Here is a 16985-nt window from a genome sequence, read left to right as displayed (position 1 = left end):
TCTACCTCTCGGAATTTCGCCGTAGGGTCGGGGCCGGGCAGGCCCCTTCGGCAACGGCGAAGCAGGTGGTGCGGTCGGCGCTGCAGCCCGGCGCGCAGGCGACGAGACCGTCCGCACGGAGGCTGCACGTCGGCGGCGCGCAGACCTCGCCGCAGGCGTCGCCGGCGACGACGAAGCTGGTACAGGCCTGGCCGCCCTGTTCCACCGCCAGGCCCTGGCAGGTGGTGGTGCCCGCTTCCGAATCGATCACGCAGCGTTCGGGCGGGCAGGGCGCCGCCTCGCTCACCAGGGTGCGGGCGGTGGCTGCGAGATCGCAGACCGGCGGCCCGTTCGGTTCCGGGCCGAGGGAACCTTCGTCGTCCTCGCTCACGCCGCAGCCGGCGGCGAGCAGGAGGAGAACGAGGGACGAGCGGATCGGGATCATCGACGCACCAACGACCAGCGGCCGGAGGCGGCGGGCGCTTGCCCGACCACGACCGGCCGAAGGTTGGCGATTGCTCGCGAAGAAAAAGGACGGGCGGGAGGTACGGGGACGAGGCGACCCGACGTCACCCCGCGGTCTCTGGCCCCGAATGGCCTCCCGGCCCGCCCAACGGTCTCGCGCCGCCCACGAAAGGTGGCGCCAAAAACCGTGAACCGGCTCAGCCGGCCTTCTCGATCTTGTTCGCCTTCAGGCAGCGGGTGCAGATACGCACACGCATCGGGCGGCCGCCGACGTTCGCCTTCACCCGCTGGAGGTTCGGCAGCGACCGGCGCTTGCTCTTGTTGTTCGCGTGGGAAACGTTGTTTCCTACGAGCGGACCCTTGTCGCAGATCTCACAACGGCGCGCCATCTCAGACTCCATACATCGGGACGCCATCCCGGCGGCCCGGAAATCATCACGCCCACCCAGTCACCCGGGGGGCTTCAGGAAGGCGCGGAAGGTAACAGAAAAATCGTATCGATCAAGCGCTGTGAAGAAACGCTGCCGAATTTCGGGGGATTCCCTCGGAAACCCCGGCGAAACATGGATCAAACGCTCTTTTTCTCGCGGCCCGTGATCGCCTGGATCGCCTGCGCGAGGCGCCTGCCCGCGAGAAATGCCCCTTCGAGGCCGAGGCCCGGCAGCAGCTCCGGCCCGCCGAGGAGCACCCCGGGAAGCGCCGTGCGGGGCGAGACGCCCTCGAAGCCGAAGGGGCGCTCGCCCGCCAGCTCGTAGCGGGCGGGGTGGCTGGGCGGCGTCGCCTCGTGGCGGACGTGGCGCCGGTGGAAGGGGAGGACCTCCTCGAGGATCGCCTCGAGGGCGTCGCCCCCAGCGGTGGAGAGGGCGGTGAGGATCTGCAGCGAGGGATCCTCCTTGCCGTCGCTCCGCAGGGCGGGGCGCTGCTCGAGGAGCACCTCGCCGCCGCCGAATCCAGCGACCACGGCGAGGGGGCCGAGGCCCGGCGGCAGACCTTGCGCCGCGAGCACGATCGAGCGGAGGTGGAGGGGCGTCGCGGTCGCAGCTTCCGCCTGGGCCGCGAGCTTGTCGCGCCTGCGGCTCTCCGGGAGCAGCGCGACGAGCTCGCTCGCAGGTAGCGCCGCGATAAGGGTGCGGGCGCGCCAGAGCTCGCCCTTGATCTGCAGGCCGGCGAAGCGGCTGCCTTCCAGGGCGATCTCGTCGACCTTCGCCACCAGGGCGTCGCCGCGGCGGGCGCGGACATGGCCCACCAGATGCGCGGCGAGGCCGCCCTCGGGGAGCCGGTGGAAACCGTGGAGCAGCGGCGCGGTGGCGCGGGCGAAGGCCACCGCGTTGGGCGGCGAGGCGTCCGCTGCGGTGAAGTGGTGGAGGGCGAGGAGCGCCGCCTCCATCGGCCCGGCGCCGTCGAGGACGAGGGGCGCCTCGAGGAGCGTGCGATTGGAGCGGCGGTGGCGCCAGGAGGCGAAGCGCTCCCCGAGGCCCTGGGGGAGGAGCGGGCCGCCCACCGCCGGGGCGAACTCCTCCACCGAGGCGGCGAGGCGGGCGAGGGCGCCGGCCACACCGGCGGCCTCGCCGCCGAAGGCCCGCTGCAGCTCGCGCTCCTCGCGGAGCTCGAGGCGGGCCCTGGGCAGCACGACCTGGGCGGAGATGGGCTGGAGCGAGCGGTTCACCACCGCGGCGAGGCTGAGCTCGTCGAGGCTCTCGCGGAGCGCCGGCAGGATCTTCGTCGCCGGGAGGAGCTCCGGCGCGAGGGGCAGGCGGAAGCCGCCCGACTCGTAGCTGCCGGGAGCGGTGGGCGCCACGTGGAGCACGCGCAGCCCCCGCTGCGCGAGGAGCGCCGCCGCCACCACGCCGGGGAGCGCGCCGCCGAGGACCGCCACGTCGTAGAGCTGGGTGGGCCTGGCACTCATGCGCGCGCCGGTACCTGGAGGAAGGCGTCGGGATCCCCGGGCGGCAGCTCGAGGTGGACGCGCCGCCCCTCGAGGCGGACGCGCCCTTCGGCGAAGAGGCCGACCACCCAGGGGAGGAGCCGGTGCTCCTGCCGCTGGATCCGCGCGTGGAGGCTCGTTTCGTCGTCGGTTGCGAGGATCGGCACCGCGACCTGGGCGACGATCGGGCCGGTGTCCGTCCCCTCGTCGACGAGGTGGACGGTGCAGCCGGTGATCCGTGCGCCGGCATCGAGCGCCTGCTTGTGCGAGGCGACGCCGGGGAAGGCGGGGAGCAGCGAGGGATGGACGTTGAGCAGGCGCCCGTGCCAGCTGCGCACGAAGGCGGCGCTCAGGATCCGCATGAAGCCGGCGAGGACCACCAGCTCCACCCCGTGCTTCTCCAGCGCCGCCGACACCTCGGCGTCGAAGGCCTCGCGCGAGGCGTGGGTCCGGTGCGGGATGCAGACGGTGGGGATGCCTGCCGCCTCCGCGCGCTGCAGGGCGAGGGCGCCGGGCACGTTGCAGATCACCACGGCGATTTCGGCGCGGACCGCGCCGGCGCCGATCGAGTCGATCAGCGCGGCGAGGTTGGTTCCGCTTCCGGAGGCGAGGACGCCGACGCGCAACATGGGGCGCACCCTACCACTGCTCGGGGCGCTTGCTCACGCGATGTGCAGGACGTCGCAGGTGGCCTCGCCTTCGCCCTGCTCGATCACGCCGATCCGGCGGGCGTCGATGCCGCGGTCCTGCAGGAGCTCGAGCGCCTTGGCCTCGTCGCCTGCGGGCACCACCACGGTGAAGCCGATGCCGAGGTTGAAGGTCTGGAGCATGTCGTCCCAGGGCACGTCGCCGCCCTGGCGGATGAGGCCGAAGATCGCCGGGATCTCCCAGGTGCGGGCGTCCAGCGTCGCCTTCGTGCCGTCGGGGAGGGTGCGGGGCAGGTTGCCCGGGAGGCCGCCGCCGGTGATGTGGCTCATCGCGCGCACGTCGACGCCGGCCTTGCGCAGGGCGAGGGCGTCCTTCACGTAGATCTTCGTGGGGGCGAGGAGCACCTCGCCCAGCGTCCTGCCGCCGAGCTCCGCCGGCTGCTCGTCCAGCGAGCGGCCCTCGTGCTCGAGCAGCACCTTGCGGGCGAGCGAGTAGCCGTTGGAGTGGAGGCCGGAGGAGGGCAGGCCGATGACCACGTCGCCAGGCGTGACGCGCTTGCCGTCGACCAGCTCGCTCTTCTCCACGATGCCGACGCAGAAGCCGGCGAGGTCGTACTCGCCCGGTGCGTAGAAGCCCGGGAGCTCCGCGGTCTCGCCGCCCACCAACGCAGCGCCGGCGAGCTCGCAGCCCATGGCGATGCCGGTGACCACGTCGGCAGCCTGGTCGGAGGAGAGCTTGCCGGTGCCGAAGTAGTCGAGGAAGAAGAGCGCCTCGGCGCCGGTGCAGGCCACGTCGTTGACGCACATGGCCACCAGATCCTGGCCGATGGTGTCGTGGCGGTTGGCGAGGAAGGCGACTTTGAGCTTGGTGCCCACGCCGTCGGTGCCCGAGACGAGGATGGGCTCGCGGTAGCCGGTGGGGAGGGCGACGAGGCTGGCGAAGCCGCCGATCCCCGCCATCACCTCGGGGCGCATGGTGCGCTTCGCGGCGGGCTTGATCCGCTCGACCAGGCGATCGCCCTCTTCGATGTCGACGCCGCTGTCCTTGTAGGTGATGGCCATGTGCCCTCCAGGCGGGAAGGCGGCGGCTGTTAGCAGAGGGGCGAGGGGGATTCAAGGGACGCCGTCACCGCCAGGCGCCCCGGCCTGTCGTCCGCAGCCGCGCCACCCGCTCCTCGGTGGGCGGGTGGGTGGAGAAGAGGGCGTTGAGGCCCCGGCGCGAGAGCGGGTTGACCATCCAGAGCGAGGCGGTGGCCGGGTGGCGATCGTCGGGGAAGCGGCGGGCGCCGTTCTCCAGCTTCTGGAGCGCGTCGGCCAGCGCGTCGGGGTCGCCGGTGAGGGCGCCGCCGGAGCCGTCGGCGCCGTATTCGCGCGAGCGCGAGACCGCGAACTGGAGCAGCATCGCGGCGAAGGGGGCCACGATCGCCATCGCCAGCAGGTAGAGGCCGCCGCCCTGCCGCTCGTCCCTGCCGGCGCCGAGGATCGCGCCCCAGCGCACGATCGCCGCCAGCGAGACGATCATGCCGGCGAGCGTCGCCGCCACGGTGGAGACGAGGGTGTCACGGTTCTTCACGTGGGAGAGCTCGTGGGCCAGCACCCCCTCGAGCTCCCGGCGATCGAGGAGGCGCAGGATCCCCGTGGTCACCGCCACCGCCGCGTGCTCGGGGTTGCGGCCGGTGGCGAAGGCGTTCGGCGCCGGGCTCTCCACCAGGTAGATCGGCGGCGCCGGGATCTCCGCCTTGCGGGCGAGGCGCTCGACCATCTCGTGGATCTCGGGGGCCTGCTCCCGGGGCAGCGGCTGCGCCCGGTAGGCCTTGAGCGCGATCTTGTCGCTGAACCAATAGGAGACGCCGTTCATCACCAGGGCGAAGATCGCGGCGAGGAGCAGGCCCTGCGAGCCGCCGAGGAGCTGCCCGATCACCAGCACCAGGGCCGTCATCCCGGCGAGGAGCACGCCGGTCTTCAGCCAATTGGCCAGGCCGCGGCTCGGCCCCCTGCCACCGCGGCGCGCACCGCTCCATTCCATCGTTCGCGTCGCCATCCCCTATCGATGGGGACGGGGCGCGCCGATCGCACGGCGACCGGCGCGGTGCGGATTCGGCTTCGCGCCTGTTGCCTGCAGGCGCTGCAGGTGCGAACAGAGCGGCGAAAGGAGAAGGGCGGGGCGCGTCGCCTTGCCCCGCGACCCAATGAACGAGAGAGCAAGCGAGCGTGGCACGAGCGGGAAGGTGATCGTCGGGTCGATCGCCCTGGTGGTCGTCGTGGCGGTGGCCGTCCTGGTCTTCTTCCGCAACACCCGCGACGAGCAGGCGCTGCTGCAGATGGATCCGGAGCGGCGGGCGCAGCTCTATGCAAAGGAGCTCGGCAGGTTCCGGGAGCTCTGCGCCTCGGAGCCGCCGGTGGAATCGCCGAGCAATTGCCAGGAGGCAGCCCGGCTCCTCGGGGCGTTTCCGGAGTGCGACGCGAGCTGCCGCGAGACGATCGAGCGCGCCCGGCAGCAGCTCCCGCGCTGAGCTGCGGCCTCGCGCCTACGGACATCGGGCGACATGCGAGTCGCCGTACGCCACGCCGCTACAACAGGGTGGATTGTCGATCCGCGCGCGGAAGCATTCGCCGTCCGCGATACCGCAGCCCATCGTCGGCTCGCCCTTCGGCTCACCGCCCTCGGCGAGGGCAACACAGACGTGCACGTATTCGCGGTCGGTGATCGTCGTCCAGGGCTCGGTACAAAGCTCGTCCAGCAGCGACGGCGCGCTCCAACACACCATCGACTGCTGCCAGCCCTCCGGGACACAGAAGGTCTCGGCGCCGTATGGTCCGGGGACCTCCGCCGGCAGTGGGAAGCAGTCGTCACGCGCTTCTGCTTCTGCCTCTGCCTCTCCTTCTGCTGCCGTGGTGCCGCACGCGTAGACGAGCAAGAGGATGAGAGGCAACAGCCTGCCTAGCATACGTGTCTCCTTCGTTCGATGAGGGCGCAAGGTCGAACTTCTCGACGACCGCTACTCGCAGATCCACAGCGGGACCGTCGAACCGTTCCAGGTGAAGGAGATCCCGTTCGCCTCTCCGGCGACGAAACCGGGCAGCGCCGCTGCTCCTCCGCAGCGCTGCAAGTCACGCCAGTCCGGTGCTCGGAACTGCGTGCCGTCGGGACAGGTGATGGTGAGCGCCTCGCCGGTCCGCGCCGAGCTGAAGGTGCCGCGATCGGTCTCGATGACGAGCTCCGTCGCGCTGGCCCCGACGTCCGCGCAGAGCGCGTCGCTCGGATGGAGTACGCGGAAGGCCCAGCTTTCCACCTCGACAGCGTTGCCGGGCACCGTCGCATCGAACTCGACCTTCGTGCCTGCGGCGAAGGAGCAGCTGGTGCGCTCCGCATCGAAGATGCCGACCTCCCCGTGGCTCGGCCCGCAGGCGCTGGTCGTCATCGCCGTGTCCTTCCAGCAGTTGTCGCCAGCAAGCCAGGCGCAATCGAGCGTCGCAGCTTCGCCACCGCCGCCACTCCCTCCGCCGCCTGCACCACCGGACGCGTGCTCGGCGCCCTCGTCGTCGCCGCCTCCGCAGGCTGCGACCAGGGTCGCGAGAATCACCGCGCCAACGAACCTCGAGTGCATCGTCTTCTCCCTGTGTACTCGAATCGTACACGATTTTCCCTGCGGGAGAGGACGGCGGCCTACCGCTGCGGCGATGAACGCGGAACACCCGCCGGCCCACGTGCCAGCGAGGCGGCAGCAGCGAGCAGCCCCGCCCCGGCGCCGAGCAGCGCGGCGATCTGCATGCCGTGCGCAGCGCCGGCGCCGTTCGCCGGCTCGGCCCCAGCCGCCACGAAGGCAGCGGCGCCGATGGCGTTGCCGACCAGCATGCCGGTGACGCGCACGGTGGCGAGGAGCCCGCCTGCGGTGCCGAGGCGGTCCGCGGGCACCGAGCCCATCAGCGCCGTGTTGTTCGGCGACTGGAACGTGCCCACCGCGAGGCCGATGCCGCCGAGGCAGGCGGCGATCCCCAGCGGCCCCGTCCGCTCGGCCACGAGCCCCAGCACGAGGAGCGCCCCCGCGGCGAGGAGGGCGCCGGTGGTGGCGATCCAGCGGGTGGAGCCGCTGCGATCCACCGCCGCCCCGGAGATCGGCGAGACGAGGGCCAGCGTCACCGGCAGCGCGGTGAGCACGAGGCCCATCTGGCGCGTGTCCAGCCCCTGCGCCTGGGTCAGGTAGAAGGGCATCACCAGGTTGACCGCGCCGACGGTAATGAAGACGAGCAGGCCGGCGAGGGCGCTGCCGGTGAAGACGCGGTTGCGGAAGAGGGAGAGATCGATCACCGGCGCCGGGTGGCGCCGCTCGACCTGCACGAAGGCGATGCCGCACACGAGCGCGGCGAGGCCCAGCCCGAGGACCGCAGGGGCGAGGAAGCCTTCCCGGCCGCCGAGGGAGAGGGCGAGGGTGAGCGCGCCGAGGCAGAAGGCGAGGAGCACCGATCCCGCCACGTCGAATCGCTTCGTGCCGCTGCTCCCGCGCCCCGGCACCGCCCGGAGGACGACCACCGCCGCCAGCACGGCGAGCGGCACGTTGGGCAGGAAGATCCAGCGCCACGAGAGCGCGTCGATGACGAAGCCGCCGATGGCGGGCCCCGCTGCCAGGCCCGCGCTCACCGCGAGGCCCACCCAGCCCAGCACCCGGCCGCGCTGCGAGAGCGGGAAGACCTCGATCAGGATCGCCGGCCCGGCGGCGTTCATCATCGCGCCGCCGATCCCCTGCACCACCCGGGCGCCGACCAGGAAGGGGAGGGAGGTGGCCGCGGCGCAGGCGGCGCTGGCGAGGGCGAAGATCCCCAGCCCCACCGCGTAGACCCGGCCCCGGCCGACCAGATCGGAGATCCGACCGGCATTGAGCAATAGGCCCGCGAGTGCGAGGAGGTAGGCGAGGACGACCCACTCCACCAGCCCCAGACCCGCAGCGAATTCGTCGGCGAGGGTCGGCAGCGCCACGTTGACCACGCTGGCGTCCAGCGTGGACATGAAGGTGCCCACCGCCACGGCGGCGAAGGCGACGTGGCGATGGGGGTGGCCTTTGTCGTCCATTGGATGGCGAGGAGCCGAGCCTTTTCGCGGGAACGATGCAATCGGATTCACCCCACGTTGATCTTTGGAGGGAGCGTCTGCAATCTCCCCGGGCAAACGCCGCCACGCGAGGGTCACATGTCGGGCGAGGATCAGCTGTTTCAGCGGTACGGCCGCGTTTTTCCTGCAGGTTCGGTGCTCTTCCGCGAGGATGAGCCCGGCGGGGAGATGTTCGTCATCCAATCCGGCGTGGTCCGGATCACCCGCCGCTCCCGGGGCAAGGAGAAGCTTTTGGCCACCCTGGGGCCGGGCGAGTTCTTCGGCGAGATGTCGATCATCTCCAGCAGGCCGCGCACCGCCTCCGCCGAGGTGGTCACCGAGGCCCGGATGCTCGTCATCGACGCGAAGACCTTCGACGCGATGGTCCGCAGCAACGTCGAGATCGCGGTGCGGCTGATCAAGAAGTTCGCCGAGCGGCTCGCCGAGGCGGACGCGCAGATCGAGAACCTCCTCCTCCGCGACGCTTCGAGCCGGGTGGTCCACCACTTCGCGCGGCTGGTCGCGACCCAGGGACGCCAGAGCCCCGACGGGACCCACGTGCAGGTCAACGTGGCCACGCTTCCCTCGCTCCTCGGGATCGAGCCGGACCAGGTCGACGACGTCCTCGCCAAGATGGGCCGCGCCCGGATCTGCCTTCCTGCGGATGGGGGCTACGTGGTGCCGAAGCCCGAGCAGCTCCACGACTTCCTCGACTTCCTCGAGAAGCGCGAGCGCTACGCCGGCCTGGCCTGAAGGCGCCTGACGCGGCGCGTCGCCCTCCCTTCGCAAAGCATGTAGGTTGACGCGCCGCAGATTGCCCCCGCCCGCCAGACGGTGTAGAGACGCGCGCCTATGGCATGGTTCCGCAAGGAGAAGCCCAAGGTCGCCGCGCCCGCCGTGGACATGCGCACCCGCCCCAGCCGGATGGAAGGGCTGTGGGCGAAGTGCGAGGGGTGCGGCGAGATCCTCTACCGGCAGGAGTTCGAGAAGAACTTCAACGTCTGCCTGGTGTGTGGTCATCACGCGGTGCTGCCGGCGCGCCGGCGGCTGGAGCTCGTTCTCGACGAGGGGTCGTTCGAGGAGATGGATCGCGGCCTCGCGCCGAAGGATCCGCTCCAGTTCAGCGATTCGAAGAAGTACAAGGATCGCGCGAAGGCCACCTTCAAGGCGATCGGCGAGCGGGACGCGTTCATCTCCGGCGTCGGCCGCATCGACGGGCAGCTCGTCTCGGTGGGCACCTTCAACTTCGCCTTCATGGGCGGGTCGATGGGCTCGGTCGTGGGCGAGAAGGTCACCCGCGTCTTCGAGCGCGCCATCGACCGCAACTGCCCGGCGATCGTCTTCTCCGCCTCCGGCGGCGCCCGCATGCAGGAGGGCATCTTCTCCCTCATGCAGATGGGCAAGACCTCCGCGGCGATCGCGCGCTTCCGCCAGATCGGCAAGCCCTACGTCAGCGTGATGCTCCACCCCACCACCGGCGGCGTGGCGGCGTCGTTCTCCTGGCTGGGCGACGTGATCCTCGCCGAGCCCAAGGCGCTGATCGGCTTCGCGGGCCCCCGCGTGATCGAGCAGACCATCCGGCAGAAGCTCCCCGAGGGCTTCCAGCGCTCGGAATTCCTGCTCGAGCACGGGATGATCGACAAGATCGTCGCCCGGCGCGAGATGAAGGAGCAGCTCTCGCGGATCATCGGCCTCCTCGGCTGACGCCCGCGCGCGCGTTCCGCATGGAGTGCACCTGCTGCGGCGCCTGCTGCGTCGCACCCGACATCGCCGCTCTCGACAAGCCCCTCGGCGTGCGCTGCCCGCACCTGACCGAGGGGAACCTCTGCGGCATCTACGAGAACCGCCCGCAGATCTGCAGGGACTACGCCGCCGATCGCCTCTGCGAGGAGATCGCGGCGCCGACCCTCGACGAGCGGGTCGCCCGCTACCTGGCGGCCTTCGGCTTCGAGGAGGAGGCAGCGCGCAACCGCGCCGCCGGCGTCACCTCGATGCGCAGCGCGCGGCTCAAGGTGGTGGCGTGAGCGCGGCGGAGGCCTTTCTCGCGGCGCTGCCGCAGAGCTCGATCCGCCTCGGCCTCGAGCGCGTCGCCGCCGCCTGCACCGCGCTCGGCATGCCGCAGGGCCGCTACCCCGCGATCCTCGTCGCCGGCACCAACGGCAAGGGTTCGACCTGCGCCTTTCTCGCGCGGGCGCTCCAGGCTGCGGGCCTTCGCGTCGGGCTCTACACCAGCCCGCATCTCGTCTCCTGCAGGGAGCGGATCCGCGTGGACGGGGCGCCGATCGCCGCGGCCGATCTCGACGCGGCGGTGGAGCGGCTCCGCGCCGCCTATGTGCCTGCACGCGAGGCGGGCCATCCCGATGCGCTCAGCTACTTCGAGGCGATGACCGTCCTCGCCTTCGACCACTTCGCGCGGGCGGGGATCGACGTGGCGGTGCTCGAGGTGGGCCTGGGCGGGCGGCTCGACGCCACCAACGTGCCCGGCACCGATCTGCGGGCGACGGTGGTGACCAGGCTCGGCCTCGACCACGTCGAGTGGCTCGGCCCCACCCTCGAGGCGATCGCCGCGGAGAAGGCGGGGATCGCCCGGCCCGACGTGCCCTTGATCAGCGCGCCGCAGGCGCCCGCCGCGGCGGCGGTGCTGCGCCGCGAGGCGGGGGAGCGGGGCGCGCCGCTGGTCGCGGTCGGCAGCGACGTCACCCTCGTGCCCGGTGCGGATGGTCTCGAATACGAGGGGCGAAGCTGGCGGATCGAGGGAATCTCCCTGGGCCTGCGCGGCGGGCACCAGGCGGAGAATGCCGCGGTGGCGCTGGCCACGTTGGAGGCCTGCGGGCTCCCCGTCGACGCGGACGCGGCGCGGACGGGCCTGCGCGAGGCACGCTGGCCGGGCCGGATCGAGGTGGTGGCGCAGGCGCCCGTGGTGGTGATCGACGGCGCCCACAACCCCGACGCGGCGGCGGCGCTGGCGGACGGCTTCGTCCATCTCTGGCCCGGCATCCGTCCGCAGCTCGTCTTCGGCGTGCTCGCCGACAAGGAGCGGGCGGCGATGATGGAGCCGCTGCTGCCGCTGGCAGAGGCGGTCCACCTCTGCACCCCTGCATCGAGCCGCTCGGTGCCCGCGGCGCAGCTCCTCCCCGAGGCTGCCGGTCACGCGCGCAGCGTGCAGGCCCACGGCTCCGTGGCAGCGGCGTTGGAGGCGGCGCGCCACGCTGCAGGGCCGAAGGGCGTGGTCCTGGTCTGCGGCTCGCTCTACCTGGCGGGCGAGGTCCGGCGGCTCCTCTGCGGCGACGAGCCAGCGAGCTAGCCACCCCCCGGTTGGGCGGTCGCCCCTCGACGCACTGCGGCATCGGCCCCATTCTACCCGGGTACGCCGGGCGGGGTCTTCCTCCGTCCGCACGCAGGCCACCCGCGGCGAAGATGGCCAGATTGGCGCAGGGACTGACCGTGCTGGAACCGATGGAGAGGCTGCTGCGCGAAGAAGAGCCGACGGTCGACGAGGTCGACTTCAAGTCGCTCTACCGGAAGGAGTTGTACGAGGTGACCACCGCCGACGGATGGCGGCTGGTGATCACCCGCTACCGCCCGGTGCCCCAATCGTTCCACCAGCCGATCTTCGGGGAGCCGCTCCTGCTGGTGCACGGCTTCTCTCAGAACCGCCACGCCTGGACCAGCGGCCAGTTCGTCAAGAACCTGCTCTTCTTCGGCGCCGACATCCACATCGCGGAGCTGCGCGGCCACGGCCTCAGCTCGGTGGAGGCGCAGCGGCGGCATGCGGCGGAAACGGGCAGCCGCCTGCCCGACGATCTCGAATACGCCTGGGACATCGACTCCTACTTCCTCTACGACCTGCCGGCGGTGGTGGAGGGGGTGAAGGAGGCGAGCGGCCGCGAACGCATCTTCTATTGCGGCCATTCGATGGGCGGCATGCTCGGCTACGGCTATGCCGGGCTCTGCGACGATTTCGAGGGGCTGATCACCATCGGCGCGCCGTCGGAGCTGGGGCGTGGCTTCTTCGCCCTGCGCCTGTTGGCGATGGCGGAGCCTGCGCTGGGGCAATTGCTCGACGCGGCGCTCACCGCCTTCAACCTCGAGCGGCGGACCCGGCACCTCCTCGGCAAGGGAGCGGGGGCCTCGCTCCGGGCGTTGCGGCTGGGGCGCTGGGCGGAGCGGGTGGCGCCTGCGGCAATTCCGCCCGGATCGATCAGCTACCGCTTCGTCCCGATGGACGAATTCCTCCGCTTCATCGGCGGCTGGCTCACCCCGGAGAACCTCGCGCGCTACGAGCGGATCGCGCCCTACGTGCTCAACCTGCTGACCAATCCGTCGCGGGTGACCCACGAGGACGTGCGCTGGCTCCTGCGCGAGGGCGGCGAGCGGGAGCCGCGCGGGGTGCTCGAGCAATTCGCGAAGTGGATCCGGCGGAGCGAGCTGGTCTGCTACCGGAGCGGCTACGACTTCCGACGCAACTTCGGCCGCATCCAGGTGCCGATGGCGATCATCTTCGGCGACATGGACCGGCTCGCCTCGGTGCGGAGCACGGCGGGCATCTACCACGCGGCGCAGTCGGAGTACCTGCTCTGGCGGCCGGTGAAGGGCAACAGCCACGTCGAGCTCACCATGGGGCACGACGCCAGGCAGATCTGCTACGACATCAAGAACCTGATCGACTACGCGGCGATGCACCGCAGGCGGCGGCCGTCGCTGCCGCGGATCGAGGGCGACGGGCCGGCGCGGCGCTGACGGCAGTCCACAGGGCGGGGGAGCAGGCGGGCGCCGTGCAGGCCGGCGACTCCTGTGGCGCGGCGAGGTGCGTGGTACGGTCGCAGCGTGAAACGCCTGATTGTTTCCGCGCTGATCGCTGCGACTCTTCCTTCCGTTGCCGCCGCCGCCCCGGCGGCGAACCGCCTCGTCGAGGTGCGGGTGCTGCCCGCGGACGGCGGCGAGAGCACGGTGGTGGAGGTGGTCGGATCGCGGCCGCCCAGCTTCACCACGTCGTCGAAGCACGGGCGGCTGGTGATCGATTTCGCCGGCGCGACGTGGGTGGGGCAGGTGCCCGCCGGCGCGGCGGGGCCGGTGCTCCGGGTGCACGGCGAGGGGAGCGCGGGCGCGGCGCGGGTGACGCTGGAGCTGGCGCCGGGGGCCGAGGCGCAGCTCGCTGCCAGCGGCAACGTGCTGCGGGTCGAGGTGGAGCGGGGGCTGGCCGCGGGGGATCCGGCGCTGGCGGGGATCCTCGCGGATCTCGACGCGGGGGCGCCGGCAAGGCAGGGCGACGGCGCTGCCGAGGTGCTCGCCGCTGCGGTGGCGCAGAAGGCGGAGGCCGAGGCCGATCGGCTCGCACGGATCGAGGCGGAGCGGAAGGCAAAGGCGGAAGCCGAGCGGCTGGCGCGCATCGAGGCCGAGAAGAAGGCGGAGCGGAAGGCAGAGGCGGAAGCCGAGCGACTGGCGCGCATCGAGGCCGAGAAGAAGGTGGAGGCCGATCGGCTCGCTCGGATCGAGGCGGAGCGGAGGGCGCAGGCGGAAGCCGAGCGACTCGCTCGCATCGAGGCGGAGCGGAAGGCGGAAGCCGAGCGACTCGCGCGCATCGAGGCGGAGCGGAAGGCGGAGGCCGAGCTCGCCCGCATCGAGGCGGAGAAGAAGGCCGAAGCCGAACGCCTCGCAAGGCTCGCCGCCGACGAACGCGCCCGCGCGGAGACCGAGCGCCTCGCCCGCATCGAGGCCGAAGCCCGTACCCGCGCCGAAGCAGCAGCGGCCCGCGAACGTGCAGCCGAAGCGGCGCGCCTCGCCGCAGCCCGCGCCGCGGCGGCCCGCCCCGCCCCCGTCGCCGCAGCTGCCGCGACCCGGCGGCAGGAACTCACCTACCTCGGCTTCAAGCCCACCGCCGCCGGCGCCCGCGTGGTGCTGCGCACCGCCGCCGCTCCCGCCTTCCGCGTCGAGGAGACGGAACGCCAGCTGGTGATCGTGCTGGACCGCGCCCGCATCCCCGTCGCCAACAACCGCCGCGCCATCGACGCCTCCTTTTTCGGCACGCCCGTCGGCCTGATCCGGCCGGTCGAGGACACCGCCAGCGACCAGGTGCGGGTGGAGATCGCGCTGCGCTCCAGCGCGCCGGCGTACGCCCTCCGCACCGCAGGCGAGGAGCTCGTGATCGAGTTCCAGCGGTAGCGCCGCACACAAACGCTGGCGGCAGCGGCGCGGCTCTGGTTCCATGCGCGCCGTGCCTGCCGTCCGCCTGCTCCTCCTCCTGGTCGCCCTCCTCGCGGCGGCCCCGTCCGCAGCCCAGCCCGCGCTGCAGGGGCTCGATCCGCAGGAGCAGGTCACCATCGACGCCGAGCGCCTCACCTGGGAGGAGGGCGGCATCGTCCGGGCCGAGGGGCGGGTGCGCCTCACCGCCGGCACCATCCGGATCGCCGCCGAGCGGATCGTCTACGACAGCGAGGCCGGCACCGCCCGTCTCGACGGCGGCCTCACCCTCGTCGACGGCGCCTACGTCGCCCGCGCGGAGCGGGGCTTCGTCGATCTCGCCACCGGCGCAGGCCTCCTCGAAGAGGTCGGCCTCTGGGACAAGAGGCAGCCGCTCGATCCCGAGACCGCCTTCGCCGCCTCCGCAGCGGAGCTCGGGCTCCTCGGCAGGAACCAGCTCTCCATCGCCGCCGAGGAGGTGAGCCGACAGCCGGACGGCACCTGGGTGGCGACCCGGCCCACGGTCACCACCTGCGATTGCGGCGACGATCCGCCCAGCTGGACCATCGGCGCCTCGAGCGCCTCGATCGGCGACGACGATCGTCTGCGCCTCACCTGGCCGGTGCTCTACGCCAGGGGCGGCATCCCCATCGCCGCCTTGCCCTTCTTCTCGCTGCCGACGACGCGGGAGGATCGGAAGACCGGCCTGCTCGCACCGGAGGTCTCGGTCTTCAGCAGGCGCGGCTTCTCCTACGAGCAGCCGCTCTTCCTCGTCCTCGGTCGCTCCTACGACGCCACCCTCGTCCCCGGCTATTTCTTCGGCAGCACCGACGATCGCGGCGCCGACAACCTCGGCCCATCGGTCGAGGCGCTGCGGCCGCCGCCGGACACGGACGGCTATCCGATCGACCGCGCCTTCCGGGGGCCGCGCCTCGGCGCCGAATTCCGCTACGCCCCGCGCCCCGGCACCTACGGTCGCCTCTTCGGCGCGTGGGCCTACGATCTCTCCTACCGGCTGCCGACCCGCGGCAGCCTCGTGCCCGGCACCAGGCCCGACGATCCGGATCTGAGCTTCCCGGTCGACGGCCCCCACCGCTGGTTCACACAACTCGAGCACGCCGACGTATGGCCGGGCGGCTTCGCCGATCGGATCGATCTCGCGCTCGCCTCCGATCGCTTCTGGATCCGCGACTTCACCGACGAGGTGGTGCTGCGCAACAACGGCGTCCTCACCTCCTCGGCGTGGTTCGCCTGGCGGCAGGGCCCGCTTCTCCTCGAGGCGGACGGCACCTACCTGCAGGATCTCCGGCTTCCCTTCGAGCGGGAGCGCGTGGACGCGGGGCTGATCCCTGCGGGCTTCCTCGAGTCGAGCGACCTCTGGGGCAGCGGCAGGCGCAACACCTTCGCGCGCCTTCCCGCCTTCGCCGCCGACGTGGCCCGGCTCGAGCTTCCCGGCGGCGCGGGCTTCTCGCTCCACGCCGGCGCCGCGCGCTTCGCGCCCCTGACCAGCACCGGCTTCGGCGACGAGGGCCTCGACGGTCTCGGCCCCGGCGATTCGGATTATCCGGGCCCCGACGCCGGCGAGAACGACGGCATCCTCGACGCCGGGGAGCGGCCCGCCGCCACCCGCTTCGCCCTCCGACCCACGCTCACGCTGCCGATCGTGGCCGGGCGCTTCCTCTCCATGACCCCTTTCGCCGGCTGGCGCGAGCAGATCTACCTCTACGACGCGGGGGAGGATGGCAACGTGGGCTACGGCGTCCTCGGCCTCGACGCCCACACCCAGCTGGCGAGGAGCTTCGCCGGCGGGACCCTGCGTCACGCCTGGATCCCCCGGCTGCAGCTGCGCGGGCTCTTCCCCGGCGCCGACGAGGTGGCGCCGCCGCGCCCCTACGACGAGCTGGACGTCCGGCCCCTGCGGTCCTTCGGCCAGGCCCGCCTCGCGCTGGGCACCCGCATCGATCGGGCAGCGGCAGGGGGCGCCGTCAACACGCTCGAGGCGGAGGTCGGCGAGGATTTCCTCGTGGGGCCGGAGGCGAAGGCCGCCGCCACCTTCGTGCGGGCGGAGGTCGGCATCACCCCCGTCCGGCTCGACGGCCACCTGCGCTGGGACCGGGAGCAGGAGACGCTCTCCGAGGTTGCCGCCAGCGCCTCGGTCACCGCCAGGCAGGGGCACCAGCTCCGCGCCGGCTACCGCAAGCTCGCAGCCGGGGGGTCCGCCCGGCTGCTCGCAGGGCCCGACGAGCTCTTCAGCCCCGGCTTCGTGGATGGCGAGCTGCTCTCCACCCGCCTCGTCGATCCCGGGTTCGTCCAGCTCCTCGAGCAGATCGGCGCCGGCGCCACGGTGGTGCCCACCCCCGGCCTCGCCCTCCGCTACGACGTGCTGCTCCTCACCACGCTCCCCTCCGATCCCATCCTCGAGCAGCGGGCGGCCATCGCCTATGTCTCGCCGTGTGATTGCTGGGGAGGCGAGCTCCGCTTCGCCCTGCGCCGGGGCGAGGTCTGGCCCGACGTCGGCTTCTCCCTGAACCTCGGTGCGCTTTTGGAGCTCTAACAAGCGGCTGACACTCACAGTCCGCCTACACCAGGTCACATGGATTGCCCTCGCTCCTTGGAGTGTTTTCACTCTGGGTCGCTTGGTTACGAATGTCGGTGCCTGTAGACGGGGCCGACCAATCCACTGCTGTCTCCGGGAAACCCGGCC

Annotated in this window: 17 protein-coding genes; 8 read left to right on the top strand and 9 right to left on the bottom strand. The window is 72.1% G+C overall.

Annotated elements, in window-relative coordinates:
- Position 1 precedes the first annotated feature (1 nt).
- The 6 genes from ACESMR_RS07360 to ACESMR_RS07335 all read right to left on the bottom strand — a co-directional run bounded on the left by ACESMR_RS07360 (position 2) and on the right by ACESMR_RS07335 (position 5041).
- Positions 2-424, bottom strand: a complete 423-nt coding sequence (locus tag ACESMR_RS07360) for a hypothetical protein (RefSeq protein ID WP_373046376.1) — start codon at positions 422-424, stop codon at positions 2-4.
- A 217-nt stretch (positions 425-641) separates the two neighbouring features.
- Positions 642-833, bottom strand: a complete 192-nt coding sequence (rpmB, locus tag ACESMR_RS07355) for a 50S ribosomal protein L28 (RefSeq protein ID WP_373046375.1) — start codon at positions 831-833, stop codon at positions 642-644.
- A gap of 179 nt (positions 834-1012) precedes the next feature.
- Entirely contained in the window at positions 1013-2350 is a 1338-nt protein-coding gene (locus ACESMR_RS07350; RefSeq protein WP_373046374.1) for a hypothetical protein, read from the bottom strand.
- A complete protein-coding gene (gene purN, locus ACESMR_RS07345) occupies positions 2347-2997 on the bottom strand; it encodes a phosphoribosylglycinamide formyltransferase (protein WP_373046373.1) in 651 nt (216 codons plus the stop codon). Before purN ends, ACESMR_RS07350 begins: the two co-directional genes overlap by 4 nt.
- A gap of 33 nt (positions 2998-3030) precedes the next feature.
- On the bottom strand, positions 3031-4077 hold the full coding sequence (gene purM, locus ACESMR_RS07340) for a phosphoribosylformylglycinamidine cyclo-ligase (RefSeq protein WP_373046372.1): 1047 nt from the start codon (positions 4075-4077) through the stop codon (positions 3031-3033).
- 64 nt (positions 4078-4141) lie between these two features.
- Positions 4142-5041: a zinc metalloprotease HtpX gene (locus ACESMR_RS07335; RefSeq protein WP_373046421.1), complete on the bottom strand. Its 900-nt coding sequence runs from the start codon at positions 5039-5041 to the stop codon at positions 4142-4144.
- 202 nt (positions 5042-5243) lie between these two features.
- Here ACESMR_RS07335 and ACESMR_RS07330 point away from each other — a divergent pair, with 202 nt between their 5' ends.
- Positions 5244-5528, top strand: a complete 285-nt coding sequence (locus ACESMR_RS07330; RefSeq protein WP_373046371.1) for a hypothetical protein — start codon at positions 5244-5246, stop codon at positions 5526-5528.
- 15 nt (positions 5529-5543) lie between these two features.
- Here ACESMR_RS07330 and ACESMR_RS07325 read toward each other — a convergent pair whose 3' ends face one another.
- The 3 genes from ACESMR_RS07325 to ACESMR_RS07315 form a co-directional block, all read right to left on the bottom strand.
- The gene (locus ACESMR_RS07325) at positions 5544-5948 is read right to left on the bottom strand and encodes a hypothetical protein (protein ID WP_373046370.1); all 405 of its coding nucleotides are present in this window, start codon (positions 5946-5948) and stop codon (positions 5544-5546) included.
- Positions 5949-6014: 66 nt separating this feature from the next.
- The gene (locus tag ACESMR_RS07320; protein WP_373046369.1) at positions 6015-6623 is read right to left on the bottom strand and encodes a hypothetical protein; all 609 of its coding nucleotides are present in this window, start codon (positions 6621-6623) and stop codon (positions 6015-6017) included.
- A gap of 59 nt (positions 6624-6682) precedes the next feature.
- Positions 6683-8083: a DHA2 family efflux MFS transporter permease subunit gene (locus tag ACESMR_RS07315; RefSeq protein ID WP_373046368.1), complete on the bottom strand. Its 1401-nt coding sequence runs from the start codon at positions 8081-8083 to the stop codon at positions 6683-6685.
- Positions 8084-8200: 117 nt separating this feature from the next.
- Here ACESMR_RS07315 and ACESMR_RS07310 point away from each other — a divergent pair, with 117 nt between their 5' ends.
- The 7 genes from ACESMR_RS07310 to ACESMR_RS07280 all read left to right on the top strand — a co-directional run bounded on the left by ACESMR_RS07310 (position 8201) and on the right by ACESMR_RS07280 (position 16835).
- Positions 8201-8854, top strand: coding sequence for a Crp/Fnr family transcriptional regulator (locus ACESMR_RS07310; RefSeq protein ID WP_373046367.1), 654 nt, complete (start codon positions 8201-8203; stop codon positions 8852-8854).
- Positions 8855-8953: 99 nt separating this feature from the next.
- Positions 8954-9805, top strand: coding sequence for an acetyl-CoA carboxylase, carboxyltransferase subunit beta (accD, locus tag ACESMR_RS07305; RefSeq protein ID WP_373046366.1), 852 nt, complete (start codon positions 8954-8956; stop codon positions 9803-9805).
- Positions 9806-9825: 20 nt separating this feature from the next.
- Positions 9826-10125, top strand: coding sequence for a YkgJ family cysteine cluster protein (locus tag ACESMR_RS07300; protein ID WP_373046364.1), 300 nt, complete (start codon positions 9826-9828; stop codon positions 10123-10125).
- A complete protein-coding gene (locus ACESMR_RS07295) occupies positions 10122-11405 on the top strand; it encodes a bifunctional folylpolyglutamate synthase/dihydrofolate synthase (RefSeq protein ID WP_373046363.1) in 1284 nt (427 codons plus the stop codon). Before ACESMR_RS07300 ends, ACESMR_RS07295 begins: the two co-directional genes overlap by 4 nt.
- 122 nt (positions 11406-11527) lie before the next feature.
- Entirely contained in the window at positions 11528-12841 is a 1314-nt protein-coding gene (locus tag ACESMR_RS07290) for an alpha/beta hydrolase (protein ID WP_373046362.1), read from the top strand.
- An 87-nt stretch (positions 12842-12928) separates the two neighbouring features.
- Positions 12929-14263 (top strand): AMIN domain-containing protein, encoded by a 1335-nt coding sequence (locus ACESMR_RS07285; RefSeq protein WP_373046360.1) that lies wholly within the window; start codon positions 12929-12931, stop codon positions 14261-14263.
- Between the two features lie 43 nt (positions 14264-14306).
- Entirely contained in the window at positions 14307-16835 is a 2529-nt protein-coding gene (locus ACESMR_RS07280; protein WP_373046359.1) for an LPS-assembly protein LptD, read from the top strand.
- Positions 16836-16985: the final 150 nt, after the last annotated feature.

It is taken from the genome of Vulgatibacter sp. (assembly GCF_041687135.1).
Classification (GTDB): Bacteria; Myxococcota; Myxococcia; order Myxococcales; family Vulgatibacteraceae; genus JAWLCN01.
Note: the sequence above shows the minus strand (reverse complement) of the source record. Positions and strands in the feature narration are given on the sequence as shown.

Excerpts from the sequence above, each read along its gene's own strand:
- ACESMR_RS07360 (WP_373046376.1), bottom strand. The coding sequence starts at position 424 with ATGATCCCGATCCGCTCGTCCCTCGTTCTCCTCCTGCTCGCCGCCGGC.
- rpmB (WP_373046375.1), bottom strand. The coding sequence starts at position 833 with ATGGCGCGCCGTTGTGAGATCTGCGACAAGGGTCCGCTCGTAGGAAAC.
- ACESMR_RS07350 (WP_373046374.1), bottom strand. The coding sequence starts at position 2,350 with ATGAGTGCCAGGCCCACCCAGCTCTACGACGTGGCGGTCCTCGGCGGC.
- purN (WP_373046373.1), bottom strand. The coding sequence starts at position 2,997 with ATGTTGCGCGTCGGCGTCCTCGCCTCCGGAAGCGGAACCAACCTCGCC.
- purM (WP_373046372.1), bottom strand. The coding sequence starts at position 4,077 with ATGGCCATCACCTACAAGGACAGCGGCGTCGACATCGAAGAGGGCGAT.
- ACESMR_RS07335 (WP_373046421.1), bottom strand. The coding sequence starts at position 5,041 with ATGGAATGGAGCGGTGCGCGCCGCGGTGGCAGGGGGCCGAGCCGCGGC.
- ACESMR_RS07320 (WP_373046369.1), bottom strand. The coding sequence starts at position 6,623 with ATGCACTCGAGGTTCGTTGGCGCGGTGATTCTCGCGACCCTGGTCGCA.
- ACESMR_RS07315 (WP_373046368.1), bottom strand. The coding sequence starts at position 8,083 with ATGGACGACAAAGGCCACCCCCATCGCCACGTCGCCTTCGCCGCCGTG.
- ACESMR_RS07310 (WP_373046367.1), top strand. The coding sequence starts at position 8,201 with ATGTCGGGCGAGGATCAGCTGTTTCAGCGGTACGGCCGCGTTTTTCCT.
- accD (WP_373046366.1), top strand. The coding sequence starts at position 8,954 with ATGGCATGGTTCCGCAAGGAGAAGCCCAAGGTCGCCGCGCCCGCCGTG.
- ACESMR_RS07300 (WP_373046364.1), top strand. The coding sequence starts at position 9,826 with ATGGAGTGCACCTGCTGCGGCGCCTGCTGCGTCGCACCCGACATCGCC.
- ACESMR_RS07280 (WP_373046359.1), top strand. The coding sequence starts at position 14,307 with ATGCGCGCCGTGCCTGCCGTCCGCCTGCTCCTCCTCCTGGTCGCCCTC.